General features: G+C 68.7%; 23 protein-coding genes. 15 read left to right on the forward strand and 8 right to left on the reverse strand.

Annotation, left to right across the window (positions count from 1 at the left end; all coding sequences use genetic code 11):
* Positions 1 to 18: 18 nt before the first annotated feature.
* Both EU805_RS06325 and EU805_RS06330 read right to left on the reverse strand, forming a co-directional pair.
* A complete protein-coding gene (locus EU805_RS06325) occupies positions 19 to 570 on the reverse strand; it encodes a hypothetical protein (protein WP_129763105.1) in 552 nt (183 codons plus the stop codon).
* A gap of 94 nt (positions 571 to 664) precedes the next feature.
* Complete coding sequence (locus tag EU805_RS06330; protein ID WP_129763106.1) at positions 665 to 1909, reverse strand: sarcosine oxidase subunit beta family protein; 1245 nt, start codon at positions 1907 to 1909, stop codon at positions 665 to 667.
* A 170-nt stretch (positions 1910 to 2079) separates the two neighbouring features.
* On the opposite strand from EU805_RS06330, the gene ccmI reads away from it, so the two are divergent.
* From ccmI to EU805_RS06345, 3 genes are read left to right on the forward strand one after another with little or no spacing between them, the layout of a single operon-like run.
* Entirely contained in the window at positions 2080 to 3273 is a 1194-nt protein-coding gene (ccmI, locus tag EU805_RS06335; RefSeq protein WP_129763107.1) for a c-type cytochrome biogenesis protein CcmI, read from the forward strand.
* Entirely contained in the window at positions 3270 to 3746 is a 477-nt protein-coding gene (ruvX, locus tag EU805_RS06340; RefSeq protein WP_129763108.1) for a Holliday junction resolvase RuvX, read from the forward strand. The genes ccmI and ruvX overlap by 4 nt, the downstream gene beginning before the upstream one ends.
* Positions 3743 to 3976: a DUF1289 domain-containing protein gene (locus EU805_RS06345; protein WP_129763109.1), complete on the forward strand. Its 234-nt coding sequence runs from the start codon at positions 3743 to 3745 to the stop codon at positions 3974 to 3976. Before ruvX ends, EU805_RS06345 begins: the two co-directional genes overlap by 4 nt.
* A gap of 54 nt (positions 3977 to 4030) precedes the next feature.
* Here EU805_RS06345 and EU805_RS06350 read toward each other — a convergent pair whose 3' ends face one another.
* Both EU805_RS06350 and EU805_RS06355 read right to left on the reverse strand, forming a co-directional pair.
* On the reverse strand, positions 4031 to 4573 hold the full coding sequence (locus tag EU805_RS06350; RefSeq protein ID WP_129763110.1) for an RSP_2648 family PIN domain-containing protein: 543 nt from the start codon (positions 4571 to 4573) through the stop codon (positions 4031 to 4033).
* Entirely contained in the window at positions 4570 to 5775 is a 1206-nt protein-coding gene (locus EU805_RS06355; RefSeq protein WP_129763111.1) for an RSP_2647 family RNA methyltransferase, read from the reverse strand. Before EU805_RS06355 ends, EU805_RS06350 begins: the two co-directional genes overlap by 4 nt.
* Positions 5776 to 5985: 210 nt before the next feature.
* Between EU805_RS06355 and edd the strand changes: the two genes are divergently transcribed.
* Both edd and eda read left to right on the forward strand, forming a co-directional pair.
* On the forward strand, positions 5986 to 7791 hold the full coding sequence (edd, locus tag EU805_RS06360; RefSeq protein WP_129763112.1) for a phosphogluconate dehydratase: 1806 nt from the start codon (positions 5986 to 5988) through the stop codon (positions 7789 to 7791).
* 19 nt (positions 7792 to 7810) lie between these two features.
* A complete protein-coding gene (gene eda / locus EU805_RS06365) occupies positions 7811 to 8452 on the forward strand; it encodes a bifunctional 4-hydroxy-2-oxoglutarate aldolase/2-dehydro-3-deoxy-phosphogluconate aldolase (RefSeq protein ID WP_129763113.1) in 642 nt (213 codons plus the stop codon).
* Positions 8453 to 8561: 109 nt separating this feature from the next.
* Here the strand turns inward: eda and EU805_RS06370 are convergent, their stop codons facing one another.
* Positions 8562 to 8828: a hypothetical protein gene (locus EU805_RS06370; protein ID WP_129763114.1), complete on the reverse strand. Its 267-nt coding sequence runs from the start codon at positions 8826 to 8828 to the stop codon at positions 8562 to 8564.
* Complete coding sequence (locus EU805_RS06375; protein ID WP_129763115.1) at positions 8825 to 11593, reverse strand: glutamine-synthetase adenylyltransferase; 2769 nt, start codon at positions 11591 to 11593, stop codon at positions 8825 to 8827. The genes EU805_RS06370 and EU805_RS06375 overlap by 4 nt, the downstream gene beginning before the upstream one ends.
* 246 nt (positions 11594 to 11839) lie before the next feature.
* On the opposite strand from EU805_RS06375, the gene EU805_RS06380 reads away from it, so the two are divergent.
* From EU805_RS06380 to EU805_RS06425, 10 genes are all read left to right on the forward strand, one after another.
* The gene (locus EU805_RS06380) at positions 11840 to 12259 is read left to right on the forward strand and encodes a DUF2852 domain-containing protein (RefSeq protein ID WP_129763116.1); all 420 of its coding nucleotides are present in this window, start codon (positions 11840 to 11842) and stop codon (positions 12257 to 12259) included.
* 54 nt (positions 12260 to 12313) lie between these two features.
* The gene (locus tag EU805_RS06385) at positions 12314 to 12760 is read left to right on the forward strand and encodes an RDD family protein (RefSeq protein ID WP_129763117.1); all 447 of its coding nucleotides are present in this window, start codon (positions 12314 to 12316) and stop codon (positions 12758 to 12760) included.
* Between the two features lie 93 nt (positions 12761 to 12853).
* Positions 12854 to 13675, forward strand: a complete 822-nt coding sequence (locus EU805_RS06390; protein ID WP_129763118.1) for an arginyltransferase — start codon at positions 12854 to 12856, stop codon at positions 13673 to 13675.
* A 70-nt stretch (positions 13676 to 13745) separates the two neighbouring features.
* Positions 13746 to 14594, forward strand: coding sequence for a glutathione-dependent disulfide-bond oxidoreductase (yghU, locus tag EU805_RS06395; protein ID WP_129763119.1), 849 nt, complete (start codon positions 13746 to 13748; stop codon positions 14592 to 14594).
* 57 nt (positions 14595 to 14651) lie between these two features.
* On the forward strand, positions 14652 to 15731 hold the full coding sequence (locus EU805_RS06400; RefSeq protein ID WP_129763120.1) for a YihY/virulence factor BrkB family protein: 1080 nt from the start codon (positions 14652 to 14654) through the stop codon (positions 15729 to 15731).
* A gap of 248 nt (positions 15732 to 15979) precedes the next feature.
* Positions 15980 to 17731, forward strand: a complete 1752-nt coding sequence (locus tag EU805_RS06405) for an acetolactate synthase 3 large subunit (RefSeq protein WP_129763121.1) — start codon at positions 15980 to 15982, stop codon at positions 17729 to 17731.
* A 44-nt stretch (positions 17732 to 17775) separates the two neighbouring features.
* Positions 17776 to 18348, forward strand: a complete 573-nt coding sequence (ilvN, locus tag EU805_RS06410) for an acetolactate synthase small subunit (RefSeq protein ID WP_129763122.1) — start codon at positions 17776 to 17778, stop codon at positions 18346 to 18348.
* A gap of 156 nt (positions 18349 to 18504) precedes the next feature.
* Positions 18505 to 19434 carry a nucleoside hydrolase gene (locus EU805_RS06415; protein ID WP_129763123.1) on the forward strand — a complete coding sequence of 310 codons (930 nt, stop codon included), beginning with the start codon at positions 18505 to 18507 and terminating at the stop codon, positions 19432 to 19434.
* Positions 19431 to 19880 (forward strand): GNAT family N-acetyltransferase, encoded by a 450-nt coding sequence (locus EU805_RS06420; protein WP_129763124.1) that lies wholly within the window; start codon positions 19431 to 19433, stop codon positions 19878 to 19880. The genes EU805_RS06415 and EU805_RS06420 overlap by 4 nt, the downstream gene beginning before the upstream one ends.
* Positions 19877 to 21271 (forward strand): YdiU family protein, encoded by a 1395-nt coding sequence (locus EU805_RS06425; protein ID WP_129763125.1) that lies wholly within the window; start codon positions 19877 to 19879, stop codon positions 21269 to 21271. The genes EU805_RS06420 and EU805_RS06425 overlap by 4 nt, the downstream gene beginning before the upstream one ends.
* A 102-nt stretch (positions 21272 to 21373) precedes the next feature.
* On the opposite strand, the gene EU805_RS06430 is transcribed toward EU805_RS06425, so the two are convergent.
* Complete coding sequence (locus tag EU805_RS06430; protein ID WP_129763126.1) at positions 21374 to 21922, reverse strand: peptidylprolyl isomerase; 549 nt, start codon at positions 21920 to 21922, stop codon at positions 21374 to 21376.
* Positions 21915 to 22421 (reverse strand): peptidylprolyl isomerase, encoded by a 507-nt coding sequence (locus tag EU805_RS06435; RefSeq protein WP_129763127.1) that lies wholly within the window; start codon positions 22419 to 22421, stop codon positions 21915 to 21917. Before EU805_RS06435 ends, EU805_RS06430 begins: the two co-directional genes overlap by 8 nt.
* Positions 22422 to 22463: the final 42 nt, after the last annotated feature.

Raw genomic sequence — 22463 nt, forward strand, 5'->3', positions numbered from 1 at the left:
CGCAGCGATGACGCGGGCTTAGTTGCCGGTTGCGTCTTCTGCGGCGTCTTCGGTCGCGTCGGCAGCGTCGTCGACGGTGTCAGCGGTCGCGTCGGCCGCATCATCGACGGTGTCGACGGTGGCGTCGGCCGCACTTTCGGCCGCGTCACCGGTGGCCGTGGCTGCCTCGTCGGCCGCGGCAGCACCATCGTCGATGACGTTGTCGCCGACGATGCCCACGTCATCCGCGGCCCCTTCGGTTTCGACCGCCGCGTCGGCGGGAACGTCCGCTGCGATGGTGTCGTCGTTGCCGCCGAAGAAGATGAAGGCCGCGATGGCCAGCACGATGACCACGGCCGCGAGCACGAAGGCCGAAGACCGTCCGCCGCTGCTCGTCGTGGTGTTGTTGATCGTGGTGCCGGCGGGCCGACCGGGATCGTCGGGCCGCGTGGAATCGATGCGGCCGGGATCGCCCGGGCGACCGGTGCCGATCGGACGACCGTCGTCGATCGGTCGACCCGGCTCGGCGGGGCTGTGGGGATCGACCGGGCGGTTGGGATCGTCGGGACGGTTCGAATTGCGATCGGACATGGCTTCGTACTCCTCAAGGATGCGATTGCATCCAAAACGAGCGAAGCGTCCGCGATGTTCCGTCGCAGGCAGCGGACTGGCGACAAGTCGCCCATCAGTGCGCCACGCCCGCCGCGACGGATTCGTCGATGAACTGGCCGCGCTGGAACCGGTGCATCGAAAAGGCATCGGTCAGCGGCGAATGCCCCTTTGCCACCAGCTCCGCCATGGCCCAGCCGGACCCCGGGATCGCCTTGAACCCGCCGGTGCCCCAGCCGCAGTTGACGAAGACGCCCTCCACCGGAGTCTTCGACAGGATCGGCGAGCGGTCGCCGGTCACGTCCACGATCCCGCCCCATTGGCGCAGCATCTTCAGACGTCCCACGATGGGGAAGGTTTCGACCAGGGCGCGGACGGTCTCCTCGATATGGTGGAAGGAGCCGCGCTGGGTGTAGTTGTTGTAGCCGTCGGTGCCGCCGCCGATCACCATCTCGCCCTTGTCGGATTGGCTGAGGTAGCCGTGCACGGTGTTGGCCATGACGACCACGTCCATGCAGGGCTTGATCGGCTCGGACACCAGCGCCTGCAGTGCGACGGATTCGATCGGCAACTGGAAACCCGCCATCTCGGCCAGGACGCTGGCGTGACCGGCCACGACCATCGCCAGCTTGTTGCACTTGATGTCGCCCCGGGTGGTGGTCACGCCGGTCACCCGGCCGCCTTCCGTCCGGACGCCCTTCACCTCGCACTGCTGGATGATGTCCATGCCCATGTCCGAACAGGCCCGCGCGTAGCCCCAGGCCACGGCGTCGTGCCGCGCGGTGCCTCCGCGCGCCTGCCAGAGCGCGCCCAGAACCGGGTAGCGCGGCCCGTCGATGTTCATGATCGGGCACAACTCCTTCACGCGCTCGGGGCCGATGAACTCCGTCGTGACGTTCTGAAGAGAGTTGGCATGGGCCGTGCGCTTGTAGCCGCGGACCTCGTGCTCGGTCTGGGCCAGCATCATCACGCCGCGCGGGCTGAACATGACGTTGTAGTTCAGGTCCTGGCTCATCGTCTCGTAGAGGCTGCGGGATTTCTCGTAGATCGCGGCCGAGGGGTCCTGCAGGTAGTTCGAGCGGATGATCGTCGTGTTGCGGCCCGTGTTGCCGCCGCCCAGCCAGCCCTTTTCCAGCACCGCCACGTTGGTGATGCCGAAGTTCTTGCCCAGGTAATAGGCCGTCGCCAGCCCGTGACCGCCGGCGCCCACCACGATGACGTCGTATTTCGACTTGGGTTCGGAATGTCCCCAGGCCTTGTTCCAGCCGGTGTGCTGGCGGAAGGCCTCTCGGGCGACGGCGAAGGCGGAATAGCGTTTCATGGGCGACCTCGAACGGAAGGGTGCGTCCAGTGCGGTTTGGACCTCTGCGAGGTAATCGACCCCATCGCCTGCGGCAAGGGAGACGGGTTTTGCGACATCGAGGTGCGCGCGAGGGTCGCAGGGAAACGGGCGGGGTTTCCCCGGTCGGGCAGTCTGACTAGGTAGGGCCCATGTTCTGGATCCTCTGCACCCTGCTGACGCTGGTCGTCGTGTCCTACCTGGCCCTCCCGCTCCTGCGTCCGGAAGCCGGGGAAGAGGCCGCGCCGGACGTCGAGATCTACAAGGCGCAGCTGGCCGAGGTGGATCGCGATGTCGCGCGCGGCACGCTGGACGCCGATGACGCCGAACGCGCGCGGGTCGAGATCTCGCGCCGGCTGCTGGCCGCGGCCCGCGCGGACCGGGCGACGGGCGTGGCGGCGCCAAGGGTGAACCGCCTGGCGACCGGTCTCGTGCTGCTGCTGGTCGCGGGCGTCGGGGCCGCGACCTACGCGTTCACCGGTGCGCCGGGCGTGCCGGATCAACCGCTGGAGGCACGGCTCGCCCAGGCCGAGGACATGCGCCGGCAGCGTCCCGGGCAGGAGGCGCTCGAGGCCGAGACCCCGCCCTTGCCTGCCGCGGAGGCCGATCCCGAGTACCTCGCGCAGATCGAACAGCTGCGGCAGGTGGTTCCGACCCGCCCCGACGATCTGGAAGGCTGGACGCTGCTGGCCTACCACGAATCGCAGCTCAACAATTTTGCCGCCGCCGCCCGCGCGCAGACCCGCGTGGTGGAGCTGAAGCGTGACGAGGTGGAGCTTGTCGACCTCGTGCGGCAAGCGGACCTCATGGTGATCGCCGCCGACGGGATCATCTCGCCCGAGGCGGAGGCGGTCGCGCGCCAGATCCTCGCGCAGGATCCGGACAACGTCCCGGCCACGTATTTCCTGGGCGCTATGTATTACCAGACCGGCCGGCCCGACGTGGCCTTCCGCGCCTGGCGGTCACTCGCGGAAAGTGGCGCGCAGAGCTTTCACGCGCAGATGGCCCGCTCGCAGATCGAACGGGCCGCGGCGCAGGCGGGGATCGACTACACGCTGCCCGCCCTGCCCGGCCCCTCCGCCGAGGAGATCGCCGCAGCAGAGGACATGGCCCCCGAGGACCGCGCCGCCTTCATCGAGGGCATGGTCGCCCAACTCTCCGACCGGCTGGCCACCCAAGGCGGGCCCGCGTCCGAATGGGCGCGGCTCATCTCGGCCTACGGCGTGCTGGGTGATACCTCCGCCGCCGCCACCGTATGGGGAGAGGCGCAACAGGTCTTCGCCGATGACCCCTCCGCGATGGAGGCGCTGCGCGCGGCGGCGGGCTCTGCGGGGGTGCTGGAATGATCTGCGACGACATCACCGCCTTCGCCGCCGCCGTGCCCCCGATGGGACCGCTGGCGGGGCTCGACCTGGGGACCGTCACCATCGGCGTCGCCATATCGGACCGCCTGCGCGGCGTGGCCACCCCGGTCCAGACGATCCGGCGCAAGAAGTTCGGCGTCGACGCGGCCGCCCTGCTGGCGCTCCTTGCCGAGCGCGAGGTGGGCGGCATCGTCCTGGGCCTGCCGCTAAACATGGACGGCTCCGAAGGGCCACGCTGCCAGTCCACGCGCGCCTTCGCGCGCAACCTCGAACGGCTGACGGATCTGCCGATCGTCTTCTGGGACGAACGCCTGTCCACCGTCGCCGCCGAACGTGCCCTGATCGAGGCGGACACCAGCCGTGCGAAACGCGCCAAGATCATCGACCACGTGGCGGCGGCCTATATCCTGCAAGGCGCGCTCGACCGGATGACCTATGCCAGGGGGGCCCCATGACCGACGAGATCTGGAAACGGGCCGAGGTGCAGAGCCCTTGCGTGAAGATCTGCGTGATCGAGCCGAAGAGCCGGCTTTGCACCGGCTGCCTGCGCTCCATCGACGAGATCGCCTCCTGGGGGTCGATGACGTCGGAGACCCGTGCCCGGATCCTGGCCGAACTGCCCGCCCGCCAGCCTTTGCTGACCCGCAGGCGCGGCGGCCGCAAGGGACGCCTGGGCGAGCAATAGGCCTGTATGGGATCGCCAGGCCCGGACGGGCGCGCGCCCGGCGATTGCCGCGCGTCAGTCCGCCAGCCGTTTGCCCAGCCGCGGAAGGCGGGCCTTCTTCATCAGCGCGCGCATCGTCCAGGGCTGCGGGGACAGTCGATTGGCCTCGGCCAGGGTGGCGCGGGCCACGCCCGCCACGACCTCCGGGAGTTCGTCGTGCAACCGCATGAGCAACCCGTCGGGGTCCGATCGGAACAGCCCCTCCTCCGCCAGCAGGTTGCCGGGAAAATCCTTGGCGTTGAGCGTCACGATCCCGTCGCAATGCCCCGCCACGGCGGCGGCGAGCACGTGGATGTCGTCAGGGTCCGGCAGCCAGAAGCTGCGTTCCAGCTCCTCCGGATAGCGCACCCGCGCGTCGGGGAACGCCCCCGCCAGCGCCGCGATCTCTGCCCGGGCGAAGACCTCGGCCTCAGCCCCCAGCTTGACCGTGGCGCGCGCCCATTCCTCCAGGATGCGATCCGACCAGCGCGGTGCGTAGAGGCCCGCGCGGGCGCAGCCCAGCAGCACCTCCCGCATGACCGTCGGGTAAAGGACACAGGCGTCGAGCAGCAGCCTCACAGCCGGAACGTGACCGCCTTGAGGTAACCCGACTCGGCCAGTTGGGGCATCAAAGGATGGTCCGGCCCCGCGAAGCCCGTGTGCACGATCTGCCCGCGCCGCCCGCCGCGCCCGATCCCCCGGGCAGAGGCGTTGCGAAACCGCGTGAGGTCCGCCGCGTGAGAGCAGGAGCACAGCGTCAGGTAGCCGCCTTCCGCCACCAGCGGGGCCGCCAGTTTCGCCACCCGCTCGTAGGCGCGCAGACCGGCCTCCAGGGCGGATTTCGACGGCGCGAAGGCGGGCGGGTCGCAGACGACGATATCGAAGGTCTCGCCTTCCTCGGCCAGGGCCGCCATCGTGTCGAAGGCATCGCCCTTGCGGGTCGCGAAACGCGCCGCCACGCCCGATTGCCGCGCCCCCTCCTCGGCCAGTGCCAACGCGGGCGCGGAGCCGTCGACGGCCAGCGCGGAGGTCGCCCCCTGCGCCAGGGCCGCCAGCCCGAAGCCGCCCACGTGGGCGAAGACGTCGAGCACCCGCGCCCCGCGCGCGAGGCTTGCGACGAAGGCATGGTTCGGGCGCTGATCGTAGAAGAGCCCCGTCTTCTGTCCGCCCGTCAGGTCGGCCATGTAGGTGGCGCCGTTCATCGGAACCGGCACCGCCGCCTCCGGCGTCTCGCCCAGTAGCGTGGCCGAGCGATCCTCCAACCCTTCCAGGCTGCGCGCCCGGCCCGTGGCGTTGAGCAGGATCGTGGTGCAGCCAATGACGCGGGCGAGGGACGCCGACAGCGCCTCGATCCGGGTGTCGGCCCAGGCGGCGTTGGGCTGGATCACGCAAGTGTCGCCGAAGCGGTCGATGACGACGCCGGGCAACCCGTCGGCCTCGGCGTGGACCAGCCGGTAATAGGGGTCCGCGTAAAGCCGCTCGCGGTGGGCCAGCGCGCGGGTCAGGCGGGCGGCGAACCAGGCCTCGTCGATCTGCGCCTGCGGGTCCGTATCCAGCATCCGGGCGATGATCTTGCTGGCGGGGTTCATCGCGACCGTGCCCATGGGCACGCGGTTGGCGTCCTCCAGCGTGGCGAGCGTGCCGGGGGCCAACGCCCGGGTGCGGCGGTCGGTCACCAGCTCGTTGGCGTAGACCCAAGGGAAGCCGTGCCGGATGGCGCGGGCATCGCCCTTGGGCAGAAGGCGGACGGTGGGGCGGGTATCTGGGCTGGCATCGGTCATGCCACCCCCTACCCCGACACCGTCCGGCCCGCCAGACCTTTAGCGGCCAGACCGCCGGGCCGACCGGCGAAGGATGGCCCGCCCGGTGGTCCTTGCCCATGAATGCCCTACCCTTCGCAGCGCGATCCGGGACCCCGATCCCGCACGGCAGGTTGTTAGCGATAACGCCGCGTGTTAGTTTGACGCAAACGCCCTTGACCGAGGTTCATCATGGCCCTGCATCCGAAAATCGCCGAAGTGACCGACCGCATCCGCGAACGCTCAGAAGGCCCGCGGCGGCGCTATCTCGACACGATGGAGCGGGCGGCGGCCCAGGGCCCCCGCCGGGCGCATCTGACCTGCGGCAACCAGGCCCATGCCTATGCCGCGATGGAAGGCCAGAAGGACGCGCTCGTGGGCGAGAGCGCGCCCAACATCGGGATCATCACCGCCTACAACGACATGCTGAGCGCGCACCAACCATTCGAGACCTTCCCCGCCCTGATCAAGAAGGCCGCCAACGCGGTCGGCGCCACGGCGCAGGTCGCGGGCGGCGTGCCGGCGATGTGCGACGGGGTCACGCAGGGGCAGACGGGGATGGAGTTGTCGCTTTTCAGCCGCGACGTGATCGCCCTCGCCGCCGCCGTGGGGCTGTCCCACAACACCTATGACAGCGCGATCTACCTCGGGGTCTGCGACAAGATCGTGCCGGGCCTCGTGATGGCCGCGGCGACCTTCGGCTACATCCCCTCAATCTTCCTGCCCGCGGGGCCGATGACCTCGGGCCTGCCCAACGACGAAAAGTCGCGCATCCGCCAGCAATTCGCCACCGGCGAGATCGACCGCGCGGAGTTGATGAAGGCGGAGATGGCCTCCTACCACGGGCCGGGCACCTGCACCTTCTACGGCACCGCCAATTCCAACCAGATGCTGATGGAGTTCATGGGGCTACACCTGCCCGGCGCCTCCTTCGTGAACCCGAACACGCCCCTGCGCGAGGCGCTGACCGTGGCGGGGACCGAACGCGCGGCACAGATCACGGCACTGGGCAACGATTTCACCCCCGTCAGCGATATCCTGGACGAACGCGCCTTCGTGAACGGGCTCGTGGGCCTGATGGCCACGGGCGGCTCGACGAACCTCGTGCTACACCTGCCCGCCATGGCACGTGCTGCCGGGATCGTTCTGGACCTGCAGGATTTCTCGGACATCTCGGACGTGACGCCGCTGATGGCCAAGGTCTATCCCAACGGCCTCGCAGACGTGAACCACTTCCACGCCGCGGGCGGGTTGAACTACATGATCGGCGAGCTTCTGAACGCGGGCCTGCTGCACGACGACGTGCGCACCGTCGCGGGCGACGGGCTGGAGCTCTACACGCAGGAGCCAAAGCTCGACGGCGACCGGATCACCTATTCCCGGATCGACGGGCAGACGCAGAATGACAAGATCCTGCGCCCGGTCTCGGATCCGTTCCAGGCGACCGGCGGGCTGCAACAGCTCGAAGGCAACCTCGGGCGCGGGGTGATGAAGACCTCCGCCGTCGCGAAGGAACGCCACATCGTCGAGGCGCCCTGCCGCATCTTCCACGACCAGGGCAGCGTGAAGGACGCCTTCAAGGCCGGTGAATTCACCGAGGACACGGTCATCGTCGTCCGCTTCCAGGGGCCGAAATCGAACGGCATGCCCGAACTTCACGGCCTCACGCCGGTGCTGGCGGTCCTGCAGGATCGCGGGCTGAAGGTGGCACTGGTGACCGACGGGCGCATGTCGGGGGCCTCCGGCAAGGTGCCCTCCGCGATCCACGTCTGCCCAGAGGCCGCCGACGGCGGCCCCATCGCGCGGTTGCGCGACGGCGACGTGGTGCGGCTCGACGCGACCGCCGGCACGATCGACGTGAAGAACGTCGATCTTGGCACCCGCGACGTGGCAAAGGCCGACCTGACCGGCAACGGCACCGGCGTCGGGCGCGAACTCTTCGCCGCCTTCCGCGCCAACGTGGGCCTCGCCACCGACGGTGCCTCGGCCGTTCTGTAACCTGACGAAAGCTGATTCCATGACCCCCGAACAAGCCTCCGACCTGAACCGCAAGCTTTGCGCGTTGGCCCCCGTGATCCCGGTGCTGGTGCTCAAGGACGCCGGCAAGGCGGCCGGGCTCGCCCGCGCGCTGATCGCGGGCGGCCTGCCCGCACTGGAAGTGACCCTGCGCACCCCCGCAGCCCTCGACGCGATCCGCGAGATGGCCGCCATCGAAGGCGGCGTGGTGGGGGCCGGCACCCTGCTCACGCCCGAGGACGTGGAGAACGCCAAGGAGGCCGGCGCGCAATTCGGCGTCTCTCCGGGCGCCACCGACCGCCTGCTCGACGCTTGCGAGGCGAACGAGCTGCCACTCCTGCCCGGTGCCGCCACCGCGACAGAGGCGATGGCACTGCTGGAACGCGGCTACACCGTGCAGAAGTTCTTCCCGGCAGAGGCCAACGGCGGCGTGCCCGCGCTCAAGGCCATCGGCGCGCCGATCCCGCAGGTCAGCTTCTGTCCCACGGGCGGCGTCAGCCTCAGGAACGCGCCCGACTACCTTGGCCTGTCGAACACGCTTTGCGTCGGTGGAAGCTGGGTCGCCCCGGCCGACCGCGTCGAGGCCGAGGATTGGGCGGCGATCGAAACGCTCGCCCGCGAGGCCGCAGCCCTTTCACGCTGACGGCGAAGGGCTCGCGGTCTCGGGGCCACTCCCTGTCGCCGTCCGCGCGCGGATCCCCTTCATCTGGCAAGATAAACTCCCGCCGGAGGCCGGGCCGCCTGCGGCCCGATCAGCGCGCCCGCCCCGCACGACCGCCGCGGCGGCGGGGTGCCGCGGTGTCCGCAAGCCCTGCACGCAGCGTTTCGGTCATCGGATGGTCGGCAGGCTCGCCCGCGTGCCGCTCCAGCAAGGCGGCGATGGCCTGGCGCAGATCGGTTCCCGCGGCGACCTTCAAGGCCCAGTCGAGGAAGATCTCGCGGCATTCGCCCGGCCCGAGCGTCTCGATGCGGTAGGATTCCGCGATCAGCCCGCCGGGATCCAGCGCGTCGCCTTTCATGCGGTCTCCTCCAGCACGGCGCTCACCACCCGGTCGGTGGCGGTCGAGACCTCTTCTATCCGCTGCGCCAGCGCATCCAGACTGTCGCAACCGACCTCTCTGAGCACGAAACGACGTCCGCCCTCGCCCAGCGCATCGGGATCGAGCTTCGCGCCGGTCAGAAGCCGTGCCGCGGCCTGCAGCGACCAGAAGAGGTCCTGCGCCGAAAGCAGGGCCTCGGACTGCGCGGGCGTGACCACGCCCGCGGCGCGCGCCGCGGCGATCTGACCGCCCCCGTCGGTCGCGGTGCAGCCCGCGCGCAGGGCCAGGGTCTGGATCGCAAGATCGCTGTCCATCAGGCGCCCGGGCCCGTCCTTGGCGTCCCAGCCGCCCCCCGGCTTGGCTTCCGCCAGCCTGCGGCGCATCTGCGCCACGTCCTCCAGCACGCCTGCCCCCTGCCCCTTGTCGGCGATCAGATCGGCACGGAAGGCCTCGAAGTCCGCGAGCAGGTCCGGCGGCCCCGCGATCCCGCGCGCCCGGGTGAGCGCCAGGTGCTCCCAGGTCCAGGCCTCCTCGCGCTGGTAGCCCCGGAATGCGTCCCAGGACGTGGCGACCGGCCCTTGCCGTCCCGAAGGGCGCAGGCGCATGTCGACCTCGTAAAGGCGACCCTCCGCGGTCGGCGCGCTCAGGGCCGTGACCAGCGCCTGCGTCAGGCGCGCGAAGTAGGGCCGCGCGCCGAGCGACCGGCGCCCGTCGGAGCTTGCCTCGGTGTCCGCGTCGTAGATCACGATCAGGTCGAGGTCCGACAACGCGTTGAGCCGCCCCGCCCCGAGAGAGCCCATGCCCACTACGGCGGCCCCGCGCCCCGGAATGTCGCCGTGCTTGGCGCGGAACTCCTCCAGCACGACGGGCCAGAGCGCCGCGACGACCGCCTGCGCCAGGTCGGCGTAATGCGTGCCGCTGGTGGTGGCATCCGCAAGCCCGCGCAGATGGTGGACTCCGATGCGGAAATGCCGCTCCTTCATCCACACGCGCGCCAGCGACAGGGCCGCCTCGTAATCGGGCGCGCGGGCAAGCTCTTGGGCAAGCTGTTCGGTCAGCGCCTCGACCCCCGGCCAGGGGGCGAAGAAATCCCCCCCGATCACCGCGTCCAGCACGCCCGCGTTGCGCGACAGGTACTGCGCGAGCGCGGGCGCCGTCGCACAGATGTCGACGATCAGCCGTGTGAGCTGCGGGTTCGCCTCGAAGAGAGAGAAGAGCTGCACGCCCGCGGGCAGACCCGCGAGGAAACGGTCGAACTGGGCCAGGGCCTCCTCGGGCCGGGCCGCGTCCGACAGATGGGTGAGGATCACGGGCCGGACACGGCGGAAGATCTCGGTCGCACGGGTGGAGCGCAGGGCGGGGTAATCGAGCCAGCGCGCCGTGGTCTCCGCCCCCCATTCCTGCGGGGGCGCGGGATCTGGCGCGTCGGGGGCGAAGAAGTCCTCCGTCAGGGCGTGGACCTCTTCCAGCCGGTCGGTCAGGTCGCGGCGCAACTCCGCTTCGTCGCGATCCATGAAGGCGGCAAGGCGGGCAAACCCCTCCGCGTCGCCGGGCAGGGCATGGGTCTGCGCGTCGTTGATCATCTGCAGTCGATGTTCGACCGTGCGGTGAAAGGTGTAGTGATCGCTCAGCGTGTCGCGGGCCGCGTCGGGTATCCAACCCGCCGTCGCCAGCGCCGCAAGCCCCTCCTTCGTTCCGCGCACCCGCAACGCGGGATCGCGTCCGCCCGCGATCAGTTGCCGGGTCTGGGTGAAGAACTCGATCTCGCGGATGCCGCCGCGTCCCAGCTTCATGTTGTGGCCCGCAAGCTTCAGCGGCCCGTGGAGCCCCTTGTGGTCGCGGATCCGCAGCCGCATGTCGTGGGCGTCCTGGATCGCCGCGAAATCGAGGTGCTTGCGCCAGACGAAGGGCCGCAGCGTATCCAGGAACCGCCGCCCCGCCGCCCGGTCCCCCGCGCAAGGGGCGGCCTTGATGTAGGCGGCGCGTTCCCAGGTCCGGCCGACGCTTTCGTAGTAGCGTTCGGCGGCGGTCATCGACAGGCAGACGGGCGTGACGCTGGCGTCGGGACGCAGCCGCAGATCGGTGCGGAAGACGTAGCCGCCCGCCGTCACGTCCGACAGCATCGCGCACATGGCCCGCGTGATGCGCACGAAGACCGACCGGACCTCGGCCACCTCGTCCGGCGCGAAACGGTCGTCGTCGAACAGGCAGATCAGGTCGATGTCGGAGGAATAGTTCAGCTCTCCCGCACCCATCTTGCCCATGGCGAGCGCCACCATCCCCCCGGCGGTCCTTGCGTCCTCGGGTGCGAGACCCGGCAGCCGTCCGCGCCCGATCTGGACGGCGGTCAGGGCGCGCAGGCTCGCGTCCACGGCGTCCCCGGCCAGATCCGTCAGCGCCGCCGTGACGACCTCCAGCGGCCAGACGCCGCCGAGGTCCGCGAGCGCCGTCATCAGGGCCGTGCGCCGCTTGGCCTGCCGCAGCCGGTCGGGCAGGTCCGGCAGGGGCGTGTCGAATAGCACCGCCCGTTCGGCCGCCAGCGCATCCTCTGGGGTCTCGCAGGCGTGCTCCAGCCAGTCCGCCTCGGCCCGGACAAGGCCCGACAGGTAGGGGCTGCATCCCGCCGTCCCGTGCAGCAGGTCGCGCAGCCCGCCCCGGGCCCAGGGGGCCTGCGCAAGCGCATCGTCGCCGCGGTCGGGTTGAAAGGGCCGCGGAACACGCGTCAGCCGCTGCTCTAGCGACATGGGAGGGTCTGCAAGGTCATGGGCGAGGCCTTCGTTCGAGGTGCGTGCAACCTGTCAAACGGGTCGCCTCTGGGCAAGCGAAAGCGGACCCCATCGCCTGCCAGGGAAAAGGGCGGTTTCGCTACGCAAGATCAATGACTTGCGAGATTTATGTAAAAACCTTTCACATTTCCTCTTGCGCGAATGCCCTCCTGACCCGATATCTTCAATGTGAAAGCAATTTACATCAACCTTCAGGAGAGACCCATGACCGCCACACCGACCTTCCCCGCCCAGACCAGCGCCCCGATCCTGTGGTTGCGCCGGGTCGAGGCCTGGCTCGACGCCCGCGGGCGCGGCGCCTGGATCGCCGCCATGGTGATCGGCTTCATCGCGGCCTGGCCGCTGGGTCTCGCGCTGCTGGCCTATATGCTCTACGCCACCAAGTTCTCCGGCGGAGCGGCCGTGCAGACGCGGCCTGCAAGCCTGCACGGATCGAGCGGCAACCGCGCCTTCGACGCCTACAAGGAAGAGACGCTGCGTCGCCTGCAGGACGAACAGGACGAGTTCGCGGCCTTCCTAGGTCGCCTGCGCGAGGCCAAGGACAAGGCCGAGTTCGACCAGTTCATGGCGGACCGCAACAAGGACGACCGCGCCCCGGTTCAAACCGAGCGTGACGACGCCTAAGTGAAGCAGCGGCGATCCCCCGGGGTCGCCGCGCCGTCCAGACCGGAGATTTCGATGACCGCCCTGACCCTCGACCGCCTGCCGGACCCCGAGACCTTGCCCCAGTTCTACGACGGCGTGCCGACCCGGCGCGCGCTGGCCTGGCTCGTGGACATCGGCGTGATCTTCCTGATGTCCCTGCTGCTTTTGCCGCTGACATTGTTCACGGCGCTGTTCTTCTTTCCGCTGCTGATGGCGGGCGTGGGCTTTCTCTACCGCTGGTTCACCCTGTCGAGCGGGTCGGCGACCTGGGGGATGCGCATGTTCAACATCGAGCTGCGCGAGGCGGACGGCGCACGCTTTTCCTCCACCACGGCGCTGGTGCATACGGCCGGCTACGCGCTCAGCCTCGTCACCTTCCCCGCCCAGCTGATTTCAATCGGCATGATGGCCGTCACGCCAAGGCGGCAGGGGCTCACGGACATGGTCCTGGGCAGCACCGCGATCAACCGCCCGGCCTGACCCCCGGCGCCTCTTGGGCCGGAATCGGCAAAAGGACGGCCCCGCCGGTCTTGCGGGGTTGCACGGGCGCGCGGCAGACGCCACTTTCCCCTCATGCGCCATGATCTTCAAATCGTTCCCCAGTTCTACGTGACGGCCCCGCAGCCCTGCCCCTACCTCGAGGGCCGGATGGAGCGGAAGCTGTTCACCGCCCTGCAGGGCGAGGGCGCGTCCGAGCTCAACGATACGCTGTCCAAGCAGGGCTTTCGCCGGTCGCAGAACGTGCTCTACCGCCCCTCTTGTGCGGAATGTTCCGCCTGCATGTCGGCCCGGATCCGGGTCGCCGATTTCGAGCCCACCCGCAGCCAGAAACGCGTCCTCAAGCGCAACGCCCGGCTGCGGCGCAGGCCCACCTCGCCCTGGGCCACGGAAGAGCAGTACGAGCTTTTCCGCCGATACCTCGACGCGCGTCACGCGGAGGGCGGCATGGCCGACATGGACATGTTCGAATTCGCCGCCATGGTCGAGGAGACGCCGGTGCGCTCCCGCTTGATCGAGTATTCCGACGGCTCGTCCGAGGATCCGGTCGCCGCCTGTTTGACGGATATCCTCGATGACGGGGTGTCGATGGTCTATTCGTTCTTCGCGCCGGAACTCACCCGCGACAGCCCCGGCACCTACCTGATCCTCGATCACGTGGACATCGCGCGCGAGATGAAGCTGCCCTTCGTCTACCTGGGCTACTGGGTCCCCGGCAGCGCCAAGATGGGATACAAGGCGAATTTCTCTGGCGTGGAGATCTACCGCGACGGCGCCTGGGAACCCTTGCGCGACCGCGACGACTACGACAGCGCGCTGCATCCGCTCTCCACCGATCCGATCGCCGAGCAGGTCTCGAAGATCGAGCTGCCCCACGGCCGTCCCGTCCGGCGCTAGACAGGCACCCACTTGATCCGCGACACCCGGCGCTAGGTCACGGTCAAAGCGGATCACGAAGGAGTGCACCATGTCCAGCTACACGCCCCCCAAGGTCTGGGAATGGGACGCCGAGAACGGCGGCAAGTTCGCCTCGACCAACCGTCCCGTCGCAGGGCCCACGCACGACGCCCCCCTGCCCCAGGGAAAGCATCGCTGGCAGTTGCACAGCCTGGCCACGCCCAACGGCGTGAAGGTCACGGTCATGTTCGAGGAACTGCTGGAGGCCGGCCACGACGCCGAATACGACGCCTGGCCCATTGACATCGGCAAGGGCGACCAGTTCGGCAGCGGGTTCGTCGCGGTGAACCCGAACTCGAAGATTCCCGCACTCCTGGACACCAAGACCGGTCTGCGGCTGTTCGAAAGCGGCTCGATCCTGTTGCAACTGGCGACCGAATACGACGCCTTCCTGCCCCACGAGCCGCGCGCGCGGGCCGAGACGCTGAACTGGCTCTTCTGGCAGATGGGTAGCGCGCCCTACCTGGGCGGCGGGTTCGGGCATTTCTATTCCTACGCGCCGGAGCCAATGGAATACCCCATCAACCGCTTCACGATGGAGGCCAAGCGCCAGCTCGACGTGCTCGACCGGACACTGGCCGAGCGCGAGTTCATCGCGGGCGATCAATACACCATCGCCGACATGGCCATAGCACCCTGGTACGGCGGTGTGGCCACGGGGGCCGTCTACGACGCCAAGGAATTCCTGCAGGCCGACGGCTACACCCACGTGCAGCGCTGGGCCGCGCAGGTGATGGACCGGCCAGCCTACAAGCGCGGGCGGATGGTCAACCGCACCTTCGGCGACCCCGCAGAGCAGTTGCACGAGCGGCACGCCGCCGCGGACTTCGACACCCGCACGCAGGACAAGATCGGCTGACGTTGGAAAAACGCGCAGGGACCGGGTAACGGTTTTGCGACCTCAGAGGAAAACCTGATGCCCGATTCGCACCCCCACCCGTCCGACATCACGTCCAAGGGCTGGATCGCCGCCGCCAAGCGGATCTTCGGCGAAATCTCCGAGGACCACCTGCTGCTGATCGCGGCGGGCTGCGCCTTCTACGGCCTGCTCGCGGTCTTTCCCGGCATCGTCGCCGCGATGGCGATCGCCGGGCTGTTCACCGATCCGTCCGAACTGGTCGGCTACATCGAGACGCTTTCGCGTTTCATGCCGGCGGAAGCCGCGCAGATCGTGATCGACCAGGCCAAGGCCGTCGCCGGTTCGGACGAAGGCGGCCTGGGGCTTGCGGCAGTGATCGGTGTGCTGACCGCGTTCTGGTCCGCCTCCGCCGGCATGTCCGCCCTGATCGAGGGGCTCAACGTGGCCTTCGAGGTCGAGCATCCCCGCGGTTTCTTCAAGAACGTGCTCGCGCGCCTGTCGTTGACCCTGGGGCTGGTCGGGGGCTTCTTCATGATCGTCATCGCCCTCGTGGTGATCCCGCTGGTGATGGGGTTCCTGCCGCTCGGTCCGACGACGGAGTTCGTGATCACCTTGATCCGCTGGCCGGTGGTCTTCGTGATCGTGGCGGCGGGACTTGCGATCCTCTACCGCTATAGCCCCGCGCGCGCACCGCGCCGCTGGCGCTGGATCACGCCGGGTGCGGCGGTGGCCTGCGTTCTGTGGGTCGCGGGGTCGCTCGCCTTCGCCTACTACGTCAGCAACTTCGGCAGCTACAACGAAACCTTCGGTGCGCTGGGCGGCGTCATCATCCTGCTCATGTGGCTGTGGCTGTCGTCGGTCATCATCCTTCTGGGGGCCGAGATCGATTCCGAGATCGAGGCGCAGGCCAAGCAGAACCCCGCCCCCGCCACGGCGGAGGCCACGAGCGCCAGCGCCGAAACCCTCCAGCAACACGCGTTCGAGGCGGACTCCTCGGCGGCCCGCCCGGCCTCCGCGACCGATCGCTCCGTGGGAGGAGACGCGCCGGCATCCCGCCCGGAGGCCGAAAAGGTCAAGGGCTGGAAGCGCTTGGCGATCCTCGCCGGGCTTGCCGCACTTGCCGCGAAGCGCGATTGACCGTCGGTCATTTTACGAAAGTTACAAAACATCGCGCCGGGACGTAACTTTCTCCATGAATGCGGTTGACCCTCCTGCCCCCCGGGCATAGGGTCGCCGCAGAGAAGGAAACCCGCATGACCTTTGTCGTACTAATCGTAGGAAAGACGCGCATGGGCCGGTAACGGTTGACCCATCAGGTTCCCATGCGCCCCCGTCAGACCGGGGGTTTTTTTATGTGCAGTCGCCAGACCAGAACGGAAAAGACGATGACCAGACAGATGACCGGCGCGAAAATGGTGGTTCAGGCCCTGATCGATCAGGGGGTGGAGGTCGTCTTTGGCTACCCCGGCGGGGCCGTGCTGCCGATCTACGACGAAATCTTCCAGCAAAACCACATCAAGCACGTCCTCGTCCGTCACGAACAGGGCGCCGTGCATGCCGCCGAAGGCTACGCGCGCTCCACCGGCAAGCCCGGCGTGGCGCTCGTGACCTCCGGCCCCGGGGCCACGAACGCGGTCACCGGTCTGACGGACGCGCTGATGGATTCGATCCCGCTGGTCGTGCTCACGGGCCAGGTGCCGACCTTCATGATCGGCTCCGACGCCTTTCAGGAGGCCGACACGGTGGGCATCACGCGGCCCTGCACCAAGCACAACTGGCTGGTCAAGGACACCGACAAGCTGGCCCCCACCCTGCACGAGGCGTTCCATATCGCGACCTCCGGCCGGCCCGGCCCGGTGCTGATCGACATCCCCAAGGACATCCAGTTCGCCAACGGCACCTACGCCGACAAGGCCAAGCGCCGCTCGCACTACAGCCCGCAGGTCAAGGGCGACATCGAGACGATCCAGGAACTCGCCCGCGCGATGGAGACGGCGAAGCGTCCGATCTTCTACACCGGCGGCGGGGTCATCAACTCCGGCCCCGGTGCCAGCCAGCTCCTGCGCGAACTGGTCGAGGCGACGGGCTTTCCGATCACCTCCACCCTGATGGGGCTGGGCTGCTATCCTGCGTCGGGGGACAAGTGGCTGGGGATGCTGGGGATGCACGGCACCTACGAAGCCAACCTCGCGATGCACGACTGCGACTTGATGATCAACGTGGGCGCGCGTTTCGACGACCGGATCACGGGCCGGGTCGACGCCTTCTCGCCGAAGTCGAAGAAGGCGCATATCGACATCGACGCCTCCTCGATCAACAAGGTCATCCGCGTCGACATGCCGATCCTGGGCGACGTGGCCCACGTGCTGGAGGATCTGCTGAAGGTCTGGAAGGCGAACGGCCGCAAGACCGACAAGGACGGCCTTTCGAAGTGGTGGAAGAAGATCGAGGGCTGGCGCGCCGAGGATTGCCTGGGCTTCGAGCAGACAGGCCCCGTCATCCGGCCACAGCACGCGATATCCCGGCTGGAGGCGCTGACCAAGGATCACGACCGCTACATCACGACCGAAGTGGGACAGCACCAGATGTGGGCCGCGCAATACATGGGGTTCGAGGCGCCGAACCGCTGGATGACCTCGGGCGGTCTGGGCACCATGGGCTACGGCGTCCCCGCTTCCATCGGTGTGCAGATGGCGCACCCCGACGCGCTGGTCATCAACGTCGCCGGCGAGGCATCCTGGATGATGAACATGCAGGAGATGGGCACCGCCATGCAGTATCGCCTGCCGGTCAAGCAGTTCATCCTCAACAACGAACGCCTCGGCATGGTGCGCCAGTGGCAGGAGCTGCTGCACGGCGAGCGTTATTCCTCCAGCTGGTCCGAGGCGCTGCCCGATTTCGTGAAGCTGGCCGAGGCCTTCGGCGCCAAGGGAATCAAGGTGGACGACGCCGCCGACCTCGACGAGGCGATCGCCGAGATGATCGCCTACGACGGCCCCGTGATCCTCGACTGTCTGGTCGAGAAGCACGAGAACTGCTTCCCGATGATCCCCTCGGGCAAGGGCCACAACGAGATGCTGCTGGCCAACGCGAAGACGCAAGGCGCCATCACGGCGACCGGCGCGGTGCTGGTGTAAGAAGACAAAGGTCGCGCCACGCGCGACCGGCAAGGAGACAGATCATGGCAGCACTGAAGATCAAGAAAGGCGCCACCAGCCACAGCGCCTACGACCTGCGGTCGCATTTCTCCGACGTGATCGAGCGGCACACGCTCGCCGTCATCGTCGAGAACGAACCGGGGGTGCTGGCCCGCGTCATCGGCCTCTTCTCGGGGCGCGGCTACAACATCGAAAGCCTGACCGTGGCCGAGATCGACCACGAAGGGCATCGCAGCCGGATCACCATCGTGACCTCCGGCACGCCGCAGGTGATCGTGCAGATCAAGGCGCAACTGGGTCGGATCGTGCCGGTGCACGAGGTCCACGACCTGACCGTCGAAGGCGCCTCCGTCGAACGGGAACTGGCGCTGTTGAAGGTCCGCGGCCAGGGAGATCACCGGGTCGAGGCGCTGCGGCTGGCGGACATCTTCCGCGCGAGCGTCGTGGACAGCACCCTGGAAAGCTTCGTCTTCGAGATCACCGGCACGCCTGAGAAGATCGACGCCTTCGCCGACCTCATGCGCCCGCTGGGCCTGCAGGAAGTCGCCCGTACCGGCGTCGCCGCACTGGCCCGTGGCGAGGTCGCGCACGGCTGACCGAAGCCGGGGTCGCCGGGCCTCGCCAGGCGGCCCTCAACGCGAAAGTGCATCGCAAGCCGCCCCCCGGGCGTGCGGCTTGCGGCTTACCCGTGCGACGGACCTTGCCCCGCCGCCCCGCGTCGGTCACACACGCATCAAACCGACGGAGACTCCATGCCGCAGAAGATCATCATCGACACCGACCCGGGCCAGGACGACGCCGTGGCGATCCTGCTCGCCCTCGCCTCCCCAGAGCTGGAGGTGCTGGGCATCACCGCCGTCGCGGGCAACGTGCCGCTGGAGCTGACGGCCCGGAACGCGCGCATGGTCTGCGAGCTGGCGGGCCGCACCGACGTACCGGTCTTCGCAGGCTGCGACCGCCCGCTCGACCGGGCGCTGGTCACGGCGGAACACGTGCACGGCCAGACCGGCCTCGACGGCCCCACCCTGCCCGAGCCCGAGATGCCGCTTCAGGACAAGCACGCGGTCGATTTCATCGTCGAGACGGTCCGCGCGACGGACGGCGTCACGCTCTGCCCGCTGGGACCGCTCACGAACATCGCCACGGCCCTGCGGCGCGCCCCCGACATCGCCGAGCGGATCGAGCGGATCGTCCTGATGGGCGGCGCCTACTTCGAGGTGGGCAACATCACCCCCACCGCCGAGTTCAACATCTACGTCGACCCCCAGGCCGCCGACGAGGTCTTCCGCGCGGGCGTTCCGATCACCGTCCTGCCGCTCGACGTGACGCACAAGGCGCTGGTCACGCAGCCCCGCCTCGACGCCTTCCGCGCGATGGGCACGCCGATCGGCCAGACGGTCGCCGAATGGACCGGCTTCTTCGAGCGTTTCGACAAGGAGAAATACGGCAGCCAGGGCGCGCCCCTGCACGACCCTTGCGTCATCGCCTGGCTCTTGCGGCCCGACCTCTTTTCGGGCCGCGAGGTCAACGTCGAGATCGAGACCGCCTCGGAGCTTTGCCTCGGCATGACGGTCGCGGACTGGTGGGGCGTCACCGACCGCGCGCCCAATGCGCTCTTCATCGGCGACGTGGACGCGGATGGATTCTTCGGCCTTCTGACCGACCGGCTCGCGCACCTATGAGCACGGCGATCAACCTCGCGGGCCCGGACGATCTGGACCGGGCGCTCGCCCTGATGGCCCGTTTCCACGAGGAGGCCAGCCTGCCTTACGACGACGCCCACCGCCGCGCCACGATGGAGCCGCTGCTCTCCGGCTCGCCCCTCGGGGCGGTCTGGCTCATCGGGCCGCAGCGCGCGCCATTGGGCTACGTCATGGTCACCTTCGGCTGGTCCGTCGCACAGGGCGGCATGGTGGGCTGGCTGGAAGAGCTCTTCATCCGCCCCTCCGTCCGCGGCCGCGGCATCGGGACGGAGGTGCTGCACGCCGTCACCGTCTCCCTGCGGCGGGCCGAGTTGCGCGCGATGCACGTGATCGTCCCCGACGATGCGCCAGAGCTGGCCCGCTTTTGCGCGAGAACCGGGTTCAGCGTGACGACCACGCCCACGCTGATGACCGATCCGCTGTGATCGCCTTCGACAACAGCTTCGCCCGACTGCCCGAGCGGTTCTACACCCGGCTCGATCCGACGCCCGTCGCGACGGCGGAAACGATCGTCGTCAACGACGCGCTGGCCACCGCGCTGGGCCTCGACCGCGACTGGTTGAACGGACCCCAGGCCGTCCAGGTCTTCGCGGGCAACGCCGTGCCGGACGGGGCGGAACCGCTCGCCCAGCTCTACGGCGGCCACCAGTTCGGATCCTGGTCCGGGCAACTGGGCGACGGCCGCGCGATCCTTCTGGGAGAGGTCCGTGCCGAGGACGGGGCCTTGCGCGATATCCAGCTGAAAGGCGCCGGTCGCACGCCCTACTCGCGCGGCGGCGACGGGCGGGCCTGGCTGGGGCCGGTTCTGCGCGAATACCTCGTCTCGGAAGCGATGCATGCGATGGGCGTGCCCACGACCCGCGCGCTGGCCGCCGTGACCACCGGCGAGCAGGTCGCGCGCGAGACGCTCCTGCCCGGTGCCATCCTGACCCGCGTGGCGCGCAGCCACATCCGCGTCGGCACCTTCCAGATCCATACCGCGCGCCAGGATGTCGAGGCGCTGCGGACCCTCACCGACTACACAATCGCCCGGCACTGGCCCGACGCGGACGGGCCCGCCGGGCTGCTCGACGCGGTGGTGGCCGCGCAGGCCGAGTTGATCGCGCAATGGATGGGGCTGGGGTTCATCCATGGCGTGATGAACACCGACAATTGCAGCCTCGCGGGCGAGACGATCGATTACGGCCCCTGCGCCTTCCTCGACACCTACGACCCGCAGAAGGTGTTCTCGAGCATCGACCGGATGGGGCGCTACGCCTACGCCAACCAGCCCGGCATCGCGATCTGGAACCTGGCCCAGCTGGCGACGGCGCTCATCCCGCTGATGCCCGACGAAGAGGCGGCGGTCGCGGATTTCACCACCCGGATCAACCGGTTCGCCGACCTCTACCAGGCCGCTTGGGTCCGTGTCTTCGGCGCCAAGCTGGGCCTGGCCGACCCGACGCTGGAGGACGCCGATCTGATCCAGCGCCTCCTGACCCTCATGGCCGGGGAGGCGCTCGATTTCACCGCCACCTTCACCCGGCTCGGCATGGGCGAGATGCCGCCCGCCCTCTCCGCCTGGGCCGCGGAGTGGCAAAGGCGGCGTGCCGGGGATTGGACAGATCGTATGGCGCGCGCCAACCCGACCGTGATCCCGCGCAACCACCGCGTGGAAGCGGTGATCGCCGCCGCAACACGCGGCGATTTCGCACCGTTCCACGAGATGTTGAAGATCGCCACCCGGCCCTTCGACCCGCTGGACGAGACGCGCGCGCCCTACGCCCTGCCGCCCGAGCCGACCGAGGTCGTGCGGCAAACCTTTTGCGGCACCTGACCCGCGCCTCCCGGGCCCCGAAGGGCCACGCAGGGCTTCTTTGGATCGAAAATACTTCCGCCGGAGGCATCCGCCCTTGCCAGCGGCAAGGGCGGACCACTGTTATTCGGTAACGGTGACGGAGGTCATCACGTCGGGGTCGGAGGTCACGGACCCGTTCGGGCCGTCGCCGCGCTTGATCTGGTCGACCACGTCCATGCCGTCGGTGACTTCACCGACGATGGTGTACTGCCCGTCCAGGAAGGGGCCCGGCTCGAACATGATGAAGAACTGGCTGTTGGCCGAATCCGGGTTCTGGCTGCGGGCCATGCCGACGACGCCCCGCTCGAAGGACAGATCGGTGGTGAACTCGGCGGGAATGTCCGGCAGGTCCGACCCGCCGGTGCCTGCGCGCGACAGGTCCGCGCCGGCCTGGCCGTAGGCCACGTCGCCGGTCTGGGCCATGAAGCCGTCGATCACGCGGTGGAAGACGACGTTGTCGTAGCCGCCCTGTTCGGCGATCGTCGTGATCTGCTCGACGTGCGCGGGGGCCACGTCCTCGAAGAGGTTCACGTGAACCGTGCCGCTCGCCTGGCCCGAGATCTCGATATCCAGACCGGCGGCGGCCACGGGACCTGCAAGCAGCGCGAGGGGGAGAGTGAGTTTAAGCATCGGCGGCCACCACTACCTTGATCATGCGGTCGGGATTCGCGGGCGGCTCGCCCCGGGCGATGTTGTCGACATGCTCCATGCCCTCGATCACCTGCCCGTAGACGGTGTACTGCCCGTTGAGGAAGTCGTTGTCCTTGAAGCTGATGAAGAACTGGCTGTTGGCCGAGTTCGGATTGGCCGACCGGGCCGCCCCGAGAGCGCCGCGCGCGTGCGGCACCTTGGAGAATTCCGCCGGCAGATCCGGCAGGTCCGACCCGCCCGTGCCTGCCCGGTTGGGCGCGTAGTCGCGTTCCATGTTGGCGTGCTGCACGTCGCCGGTCTGCGCCATGAAGCCCTCGATCACGCGGTGGAAGGCCACGTTGTCGTATTTGCCCGCGCGGGCCAGTTCCTTCATCCGCTCGACGTGCTTGGGCGCCACGTCCGGCAGCAGCTTGATCACCACGTCGCCGTCCTTCAGCGTCATGATGATGGTGTTCTCTGGATCTTCGATGTCGGCCATTGCGGGCTCCTGTTGGTTGCTGCCTTGGGACATATGGCGCGA

Origin of the sequence: Salipiger sp. IMCC34102 (genome assembly GCF_004145405.1) — a bacterium.
Taxonomy (GTDB): Bacteria; Pseudomonadota; Alphaproteobacteria; order Rhodobacterales; family Rhodobacteraceae; genus Loktanella.